The sequence below is a fragment of the Clostridium acidisoli DSM 12555 genome, from assembly GCF_900176305.1.
GTDB lineage: Bacteria > Bacillota > Clostridia > Clostridiales > Clostridiaceae > Clostridium_I > Clostridium_I acidisoli.
Genome location: NZ_FWXH01000029.1, coordinates 19,512 through 27,112 on the forward strand (window position 1 = coordinate 19,512; position 7,601 = coordinate 27,112).

The 7,601-nt window shown below is 32.2% G+C and carries 7 protein-coding genes; all 7 read left to right on the forward strand.

Annotated elements, in window-relative coordinates; genetic code table 11:
- Nucleotides 1-9 precede the first annotated feature (9 nt).
- From B8978_RS17840 to B8978_RS17870, 7 genes are read left to right on the forward strand one after another with little or no spacing between them, the layout of a single operon-like run.
- Entirely contained in the window at nt 10-1,692 is a 1,683-nt protein-coding gene (locus B8978_RS17840) for an adenylyl-sulfate reductase subunit alpha (protein ID WP_084117647.1), read from the forward strand.
- A complete protein-coding gene (locus B8978_RS17845; RefSeq protein WP_084117648.1) occupies nt 1,676-1,990 on the forward strand; it encodes a 4Fe-4S dicluster domain-containing protein in 315 nt (104 codons plus the stop codon). Before B8978_RS17840 ends, B8978_RS17845 begins: the two co-directional genes overlap by 17 nt.
- Nucleotides 1,991-2,002: 12 nt before the next feature.
- Nucleotides 2,003-3,034, forward strand: coding sequence for an aliphatic sulfonate ABC transporter substrate-binding protein (locus B8978_RS17850; RefSeq protein ID WP_084117649.1), 1,032 nt, complete (start codon nt 2,003-2,005; stop codon nt 3,032-3,034).
- Nucleotides 3,035-3,046: 12 nt separating this feature from the next.
- A complete protein-coding gene (locus tag B8978_RS17855) occupies nt 3,047-3,886 on the forward strand; it encodes an ABC transporter ATP-binding protein (protein ID WP_084117650.1) in 840 nt (279 codons plus the stop codon).
- Nucleotides 3,864-4,592, forward strand: a complete 729-nt coding sequence (locus B8978_RS17860) for an ABC transporter permease (RefSeq protein ID WP_084117653.1) — start codon at nt 3,864-3,866, stop codon at nt 4,590-4,592. Before B8978_RS17855 ends, B8978_RS17860 begins: the two co-directional genes overlap by 23 nt.
- A 13-nt stretch (nt 4,593-4,605) precedes the next feature.
- Nucleotides 4,606-5,406, forward strand: a complete 801-nt coding sequence (gene cysD / locus B8978_RS17865) for a sulfate adenylyltransferase subunit CysD (protein WP_084117651.1) — start codon at nt 4,606-4,608, stop codon at nt 5,404-5,406.
- Between the two features lie 14 nt (nt 5,407-5,420).
- Complete coding sequence (locus B8978_RS17870; protein WP_084117652.1) at nt 5,421-7,256, forward strand: GTP-binding protein; 1,836 nt, start codon at nt 5,421-5,423, stop codon at nt 7,254-7,256.
- The last annotated feature ends 345 nt before the right edge of the window (nt 7,257-7,601 follow it).

The following is a 7,601-nucleotide window of genomic DNA, read 5'->3' on the forward strand; positions in this document are numbered from 1 at the left end:
ATTCATATAATGAAACTAAAAACTGAAATTATAAGAACCGACATTCTCATAATAGGTGGAGGAGCAGCAGGATGTTTTGCAGCACTAACGGCAGCTAAAACTTCAAAGGTATTAATTGCAGAAAAGGCTAATATAAAGAGAAGTGGATGTCTTGCAGCAGGAGTAAATGCACTTAATGCATATATTACAAAAGAAGAAACACCTGAATCCTTTGTGGAATATGTAAAAAAAGAATTTAATAATATTGTAAGGGAAGATCTTGTTTACTCAATAGCAAAAAGGCTTAATAGTGTAACTAGGGATATAGAAGAGTTAGGACTTACAATTTTAAAAGATGAGCAAGGAAGATATGTAACTCGAGGCAAAAGAAGTATAAAGATAAATGGTGAAAATATAAAACCAATACTTTCTCAGGCTGTTTATAAATCAAAAAATATAGAAGTAAAAAATAAGTTAAACATCACAGATTACATAATAAAGAGTGGAAAGGTTATCGGTGCTGTTGGGTTTTCAATAACTGAAGAAAAATTTTATATAATTTATGCAAAGGCTGTAATTTGTACTACTGGAGGCGCAGCAGGTATATATAAACCTAATAATCCTAATTTTTCAAGGCATAAAATGTGGTACAGTCCATTTAATACTGGAGCAGGATATGCTATGGGCATAAGAGCAGGAGCAGAAATGACAACCTTTGAAATGAGATTTATTGCATTAAGATGTAAAGATACTATAGCACCAACTGGAACCATAGCCCAAGGAATTAAGACACCTCAGATTAATTCAAAAGAGGAATTATACGTAAAAAAATATGGAAAGCCAACTACAATTAATAGATTGTACGCAACAGTAATGGAAAATTTAAATGGGAATGGGCCTTGTTATTTAAAGACTACAGATATAAATGAAGAACAGGAAAAAGAGCTCCTTAAAGCTTATTTAAACATGGCACCAGCTCAAACTCTTAAGTGGATAGAAAATGGTACTTCGCCAAGAACTGAAAATGTTGAAATAGAGGGAACAGAACCTTATATTGTTGGTGGTCATGCAGCAAGTGGATATTGGATAGATGCTAGTAGAAGAACTACAATAGAAGGATTATATGCAGCTGGAGATGTAGCAGGGGGAAGTCCTAAAAAATATGTAACAGGTTCTTTTGCAGAAGGTGAAATTGCTGCAGTAGAAGCGGTTATATATATAAAGGATTTGAAGCAGGAAGAGCTTTCAAATGAAGAGATAGAAGTGCATTTAAAAGTGGTTAGGGATTTCTTTGAAAATAAGGATTCAAAATTCAATGTAGAGCAAGTTGAAGAACTTATGCAAAAGATTATGGATGAATACTGTGGAGGGATTTCACAAAATTATAGTTATAGTAGTAATAAGTTAAAGCTTGCACAAGAAAAGATAGAAGAACTTATAAAAATAACATATAAGCTTTATGCAAGTGATATGCATAACCTATTATTCATATATGAATTATTAGATAGACTATATGTGGCAAAGGTTCTTATTAAACATATGTTAGCAAGATGTGAAACAAGGTGGCATTGCTATGAGGAATTTCAAGATTATCCACAAGTTGATGATAAAAATTATTTAAAATACATAAATTCTGTGTATAAAAATGGAGAGGTAAATATTATTTTTAGAGATTTAGTTGGAAGGGATGAGATTTATGAGCATAAAAATTAAAGAAAACAAATGCGTTGGTTGTAATAAATGCGTAGAGGTTTGTCCTGGAAGTTTAATCTATAAAAATGAACAAAACAAAGCTTTTATAAAATATGAAAAGGACTGCTGGGGATGTACTGCTTGTCTTAAAGAATGTAAATTTTCTGCTATTGAATATTACCTAGGTGTCGACATTGGAGGAAATGGTGCACATTTATATGTTGAAGAAAATGAGGATACATTAAATTGGCATATAGTGTGCAAGAATGAGAATGAAACCGTAATAACTACCAATAGGAAAGAATCAAATAAATATTAAGGGGGTAAAAAAATGAAAAAAAGACTATTAACTTTAGCCATAATTGGAACATTAATTGTAGGGGTTTTAGCTGGATGCACAACTAAAAAAAGTGATGATGCCAGTACAGTAAGAATTGCATATTTCCCTAATATAACTCATTCTCAGGCACTAGTTGGAATGGAAGAAGGAAAATTTAAAAAGGCATTTGGAAATAATACAAAGATTGAATGGAAACAGTTTAATGCAGGTTCATCTGAAGTAGAAGCATTTTTATCAGGTGCAGTAGATATCGGGTATATTGGACCAGGACCAGCAATAAACGGTTATACAAAATCAAAAGGAGATTTACAGGTAATAGCTGGAGCAACTGATGCTGGGGCAGTTTTAGTTGCTAAAAAAGGTGAAAATATTAAAAATGTAAAAGACCTTGCTAATAAAAAAGTGGCAATACCTCAACTAGGAAATACTCAGGATTTAACACTTAGATTTCTTTTACAAGAAAATGGACTAAAAGATAGTACTAAAGGTGGAAATGTTCAAATAGTTGCAGCAGACAATCCGGATATAGTAACACTTCTTGATAAGGGATCAATTGATGCAGCACTAGTTCCAGAGCCATGGGGTGCAAGAATTCAAAAAGAAGCATCAGCTGACTTGGTTTTAGATGCGAATAAGGTTTGGAGAGATGGAAAATATCCTACAGCACTTGTAGTTGCAAGAAAAGAATTCATAAAAGATCATCCAGATATTGTTGAAAAGTTTTTAAAGGCTCATGTGGAATTAACGGATTATATAAAAAGCGATAAAGATAAAGCTGCAGATGAAGCTAATGCTGAATTTAAAACCTTAACTAAGAAAGACCTTTCAAAAGATGTATTAAGCACATCTTTTGGCAGATTATCTTCAACAGTAGATCCGGAAAAAGATGCTACAAAAGCAATGATTGATATGTCATTAAAGGTTGGATTTATAAAGCAGAAACCAGATGATGTTAATGGACTATTTAATCTAGATATATTAAACAAAGTTCTTAAAGCAAAAGGTGAAAAGGTCATTAATTAGGAGGTGACAAGTTTGGGATTAGAAATAAAGGGAGTAAACAAAAGGTTTGTAACTAAAAACAAAGAAACCTATACTTTAGACAATATAAATTTATCTATAAAAAAAGGTGAGTTTATATGTCTTCTAGGACCTTCTGGATGTGGAAAATCAACGCTTCTTAATATAATGGCAGGTCTTTTAAAACCTAGCGAGGGAATAGTAAGCCTTAATGGAAATGAAGTAAAAGAGGTTGGACCTGATAAAGCAATGATGTTTCAAGAATCAGCACTTTTTCCTTGGCTTAGAGTTGTAGATAATGTGGAATTTGGCATGAAGATGGCTGGAATACCAAAGGATGAGAGACGAGAAAAAGCACTAACATATTTAAAAATGGTACATTTAACAAAATTCCAGAATTCTTTTATACATGAACTTTCTGGAGGAATGAGACAAAGGGTAGCTCTTGCAAGAGCTCTAACCCTTGACTCAGAGCTACTTCTTATGGACGAACCATTTTCAGCATTAGATAGTCAGACAAAAAGCATACTTCAATTAGAACTTCAAAAGATATGGTGGGAAACAAAGAAAACAATAGTTTTTGTAACACATAATGTAGAGGAAGCTGTACTCTTAGGTGATAGGGTAATAGTAATGTCTGCGAATCCAGGAAGAATAAAAAGAGAGTTCAAAATTGAACTGGCAAGGCCAAGAGAAGCTCAAAGTATTGATCTAGCTTATGTTGCTTCAGAGGTTATGAAGGAACTTAAAGAGGAGGTGGAAAAAGTTGCAAAAAGTGAATACGACAGTGATTGGAGTATTGAAAAGAGTAATATTTTATATAATTCTAATAATGATATGGGAAGCGGTTTATAAAGTAGGGGTTGATGTATTAGGTATATGGAAGGTGTATACTTTTCCATCACCTATAAATGTATTAAAAACCCTTGGCTCGTTAATAGGGGATAATACATTAATTGCAGCTATATTAATAAGTATGAGAAGAATAATTATAGGTTATTTAATTTCACTTATAATTGGTCTTATTATTGGTTTATTAATAGTAAGATTTAAATATTTAGATGAAAATTTTAGTGCACTTATTTTAGGATTACAGACACTACCAAGCGTTTGTTGGCTACCATTCGCAATACTTTGGTTTGGTTTAAATGAAAGTTCCATAATATTTGTAACTACAATAGGATCTGTATTTGCAATTTCAATGGCAACTGAAGCAGGCATAAAGAATGTAAATCCAATATACGTTAAAGCAGCAAGAACTATGGGAGCAAAAGGGTTAAAGCTTTATTTCAATGTAGTTATACCATCTGCACTGCCATCAATAATAAGTGGAATGAAACAAGGCTGGTCTTTTGCCTGGAGAGCATTGATTGCAGGAGAAATGTTATCTGCAACCAAGGGACTTGGTCAGATACTTATGCTTGGAAGAGATCTTGCAGATATAAATCAGGTTATGTCAGTTATGATTGTAATTATAGTTTTAGGGCTTGTAATTGATAAATTTATCTTTGGTGCTTTAGAAAAAAATGTTAGACAGAGATGTGGATTAGATAGAAACTAAGGGAGGAATTAACATGGATCATTTAGATAGATTAGAAGCAGAAAGTATTTATATTTTAAGAGAGGCATATAAACATTTTGGAAAGCTCGGTATGCTTTGGTCAATTGGAAAGGACTCTACAGTAATGCTTTGGCTTGCGCAAAAAGCTTTTTTCGGGAATTGTCCATTTCCATTAATTCATGTGGACACAACTTTTAAAATTCCTGAAATGATACAATTTAGAGATAAAATAGCAAAGGAATATAATTTAAACCTTATTGTAAATACAAATCATAAAGCATTAGAAGAGGGCATGGGACCAGAAAAGGGAAGACTTATATGTTGTAAGGCATTAAAAACTGATGGACTTCAACAAGTTGTTGACAAGTATGAATTTGAAGGACTTATTGTTGGAGTTAGAAGAGATGAAGAAGGTTCAAGATCTAAAGAAAGAGTTTTTAGCGAAAGAAATGCAGATTCAGAGTGGGATTATACAGACCAGCCCCCTGAACTTTGGGATCAATTTAAAACTGATTTTAAAAAAGGAAATCATATAAGGATTCATCCACTACTAGGATGGAGAGAAATTGATATATGGGAATATATAAAAAGAGAAAGCATTCCCATAATTGATTTATATTTTGCTAAAAATGGTAAGAGGTATAGAAGCCTTGGATGTGCACCATGTACAAACCCAATTGATTCTAATGCATCTACCTTAGACGAAATAATTGAAGAATTAAAAAATACTAAGGATACAGAAAGATCAGGAAGAGCACAAGATCAAGAAGATGCACATGCATTAGAAAAACTTAGAAAGCATGGATATATGTAATGGGGGTGGACAAATTGAAGAGCGAAAGAGAAAATTTAAATATTGTTGTAGTAGGACATGTGGACCATGGTAAATCAACACTTATAGGAAGACTTTTATACGACACAAAATCACTTCCTAATGGCGCTATTGAAAAGGTAAAAAAGATTTCAGCAGAAAAAGGAAAAAGCTTTGAGTATGCATATCTTTTAGATGCTTTTGAAGAAGAACAAAAGCAAGGTATAACTATAGATATAACAATGATCCAATTTTTCACAAAGAAAAGAGATTACGTAATCATTGATGCACCAGGACACAAAGAGTTTTTAAAGAATATGATTTCAGGAGCAGCAAGTGCAGAAGCAGCATTTCTTTTAATTGATGCCAAGGAAGGAATACAAGAGCAATCTAAGAGGCATGGATACATACTTTCACTTCTAGGAATAAAAACGGTATATGTAATTGTAAATAAGATGGATCTTGTAGATTATTCAGAAGAAAGGTTTAATGAAATACAAGAACAATTTAATGAATACCTAAATAATCTAAATATTTATCCTGAAAGGTACATACCTATATCTGCCTTTAACGGTGAAAATGTGACTTCAAAACCAGAAAGCATGCCTTGGTATAAAGGTGATTCAGTAATAGAAACCATGGACAAAATTGAAAAAGAAAAGGGAATCGAAGAAAAACCACTTAGGTTTCCAATTCAAGACGTTTATAAATTTGACAGCAGGAGAATAATTGCAGGAAGAATAGAAGCAGGCACACTAAAAAAGGGTGATGAAATTGCAATATATCCAAGTGGTAAGACTACAAGAGTTAAGTCTATTGAAGTATGGCAAGACAAAGACAAGACAGATGTAGTAAGTGCTGGAATGTCTGTAGGAATAACTGTTGAAGATGAATTCTTTAACAAAAGAGGGGAAATAATTTGCCATAAAGAAGATCAACATGTAAGCACTGCAAATATATTTAATGCAAACGTGTTTTGGCTTGGAAAAAACAATCTTGAAAAGGGCAAAAGTTATAAGCTTAAACTAGCAACACAAGAAGTAGAGTTTGAGATTATATCATTTAATAAAGTTATAGATGCTGTATCTTTAGATTCAAATGAAAATCTCAATTCAATCAAAAAGAATGATGTAGCAGAAGTTACAATTAAAACAAAAACTCCTATATGTTTTGATGCATTTGGAGATATAGCAGCACTAGGAAGATTTGTTATAATTGATGATTATAATACAAGCGGTGGGGGAATAATTTCAAATGTAGAAGATTCTATTAAAAGAGAAATATCAGAAACTAAGAGCAAAAATATTGCTATAAGAAAAAGACTTGTAACAAAGAGAGAAAGAGAAACTGCACTTAAACAAAAAGGTAAGGTTATATGGCTTACAGGAATTCCAGGGTGTGGCAAAAATGAAATAGCAGTAAAATTAGAAAAGAAATTGTTTGATTTAGGGAAAAAAGTATATTATATTGACTCTGCACATCTTAGATTTGGGCTAAGTAGCGACCTTGAGTTTACAAAGGAAGATGCACATGAACAAACAAGAAGAATTTCAGAAGTAGCTAGTCTTTTTGCAGATAGTGGTACAATAACTATAGTAAGTTCCGTAAGTAGATTTAAAAAGCATAGAGAAGAGGCAAAAGAAATAGTTGGCAAAGATAATTATATTGAGGTATTTGTAGAAGCTTCAAATGAAATATGCAAAAAAAGAAATCCTAATGCATTTGAAGAAAACAGCTTAGATGCTTTTAAATATGAGAAGTCAGATTACCCTGTAATAGCTCTAAATATAAACGATGCCGAATTTAATTCAGACAAAAAGGCTGAGTCAATAATTGAATTGCTAAATTTATAATTTTCGTATATTATTAATATACTACAATAAGATAATTTATATTTTTCATTAAATAGATTTTGTTACGTAATATGAAGAAATTGCGAAGTAACTGGTTAAAGATTTTTCCTCTACTGCGTGAGTAAAAAGGTGAAAGATTGCCAGAGTGGCAAGATTAAAGAATTAACGGTATAATGCCGTTAATGGTGAGAGAATTTGCTTTCAGCAAAAGGGCTAGGATGATTTTTCTTAGCTATGCTGAGAAAAATCTTTGAACTTAAATTTATAAATCTAAAGTATTTTGTACTTCATTTTTTTGACCGAAGGTCGTAGTGTTTATAACATATTAACTTAATAATATGAATA

What these genes read in the sequence shown, in the direction of transcription:
- B8978_RS17840 (WP_084117647.1), top strand. Translation starts at nt 10, where the DNA reads ATGAAACTAAAAACTGAAATTATAAGAACCGACATTCTCATAATAGGT.
- B8978_RS17845 (WP_084117648.1), top strand. Translation starts at nt 1,676, where the DNA reads ATGAGCATAAAAATTAAAGAAAACAAATGCGTTGGTTGTAATAAATGC.
- B8978_RS17850 (WP_084117649.1), top strand. Translation starts at nt 2,003, where the DNA reads ATGAAAAAAAGACTATTAACTTTAGCCATAATTGGAACATTAATTGTA.
- B8978_RS17860 (WP_084117653.1), top strand. Translation starts at nt 3,864, where the DNA reads ATGATATGGGAAGCGGTTTATAAAGTAGGGGTTGATGTATTAGGTATA.
- cysD (WP_084117651.1), top strand. Translation starts at nt 4,606, where the DNA reads ATGGATCATTTAGATAGATTAGAAGCAGAAAGTATTTATATTTTAAGA.